The 1,234-nt window shown below is 47.7% G+C and carries 1 protein-coding gene and 1 pseudogene; one reads left to right on the plus strand and one right to left on the minus strand.

Annotated features, from left to right (window positions below):
- Nucleotides 1-102: 102 nt before the first annotated feature.
- Complete coding sequence (gene yihA / locus FDW94_RS14445; protein WP_008786982.1) at nucleotides 103-735, minus strand: ribosome biogenesis GTP-binding protein YihA/YsxC; 633 nt, start codon at nucleotides 733-735, stop codon at nucleotides 103-105.
- 260 nt (nucleotides 736-995) lie between these two features.
- On the opposite strand from yihA, the pseudogene FDW94_RS24280 reads away from it, so the two are divergent.
- A pseudogene (locus FDW94_RS24280) lies at nucleotides 996-1,130 on the plus strand (hypothetical protein).
- The last annotated feature ends 104 nt before the right edge of the window (nucleotides 1,131-1,234 follow it).

A 1,234-nucleotide genomic window follows, 5' to 3' on the forward strand; every position in this document is an offset into this window, starting at 1 on the left:
GTCAGTAATGACTGGGGCGTTTTTTATTGTGCGAAAGAAAAGTTTTGCACATGCTGTAGGCCGGATAAGACGCGCAGCGGCGTCATCCGGCATATCGGTGGGTTATTCCCCTTCCTGCACCTCTTCAACCGGTGCCAGTTCACTAAACCAGCTATCCAGTTTTTGCCGCAGTTTGTCCACACCCAGTTTTTTCAGCGATGAAAATGCTTCTACCTGCACATCACCGTTAAATGCCAGTACGGCTTCACGTACCATATTCAGCTGCGCTTTGCGTGCACCGCTGGCCAGCTTATCTGCTTTAGTCAGCAGTACCAGAACCTGAACGTTGCTCTCAACTGCCCACAGGATCATCTGTTGATCGAGATCTTTTAACGGGTGACGAATATCCATCAGTACCACCAGACCTTGCAGGCTCTGACGCTTTTCCAGATATTCAGCCAGCGCGCGCTGCCATTTACGCTTCATTTCTTCTGGAACTTCGGCATAACCGTATCCTGGCAAATCGACCAGGCGTTTGCCGTCAACGACTTCAAACAGGTTGATGAGCTGAGTACGACCCGGCGTTTTAGATGTACGCGCCAGACCTTTTTGATTCGTCAGGGTATTTAGCGCACTGGATTTGCCTGCGTTGGAACGGCCAGCAAAAGCCACTTCGATACCGGTATCGGAAGGTAAGTGGCGAATATCAGGCGCACTCATCACAAAGTGCGTCTGTTGATAATTCAAGTTAGTCAAAGCAGTCCTCTCCATCAATCAGGGCTTTGCAGCGATTATACCTGAACCCCAGCAAAAGGCTGGTTTTTCGACGAGTGGGCTGTGTAAGTAAAAACCTCACGCTTTGTGAGACATTGCCGACAGTTTCTATACGAGATGACAGAGTAAAAAATGACAGAACTAAAATAAATCATATAGTTACATTTGGGCGCTATTCTTAAAATCAGAAATTGTTACCCAGGTTACTTGTACGTTTAAACCAAAACGGTAAAGTAGCGTCCATAGCGAGGAAGCTGAAAGGATAGACGACTCAGGATGAGGGTCAGGAGCGCCAGGAGGCGAAGACACAGGATTGTCAGGAAGACAAACGTCCGGAGACGTTAGTAAAAGGAAATGGAAACAACACGGAATGTTAGAGGCTAAGGGAAAAACAGGGTGTGTTGATAGCCAACAGGGATTGTAGAGCCCGTAAGGGTTGAGAGTCAGGAAAAAAGGCGACAGATTACTCTGTCGCCTTTTT

It is taken from the genome of Citrobacter sp. wls757 (assembly GCF_005280935.1).
In the GTDB taxonomy this organism is placed as follows: Bacteria; Pseudomonadota; Gammaproteobacteria; order Enterobacterales; family Enterobacteriaceae; genus Citrobacter; species Citrobacter portucalensis.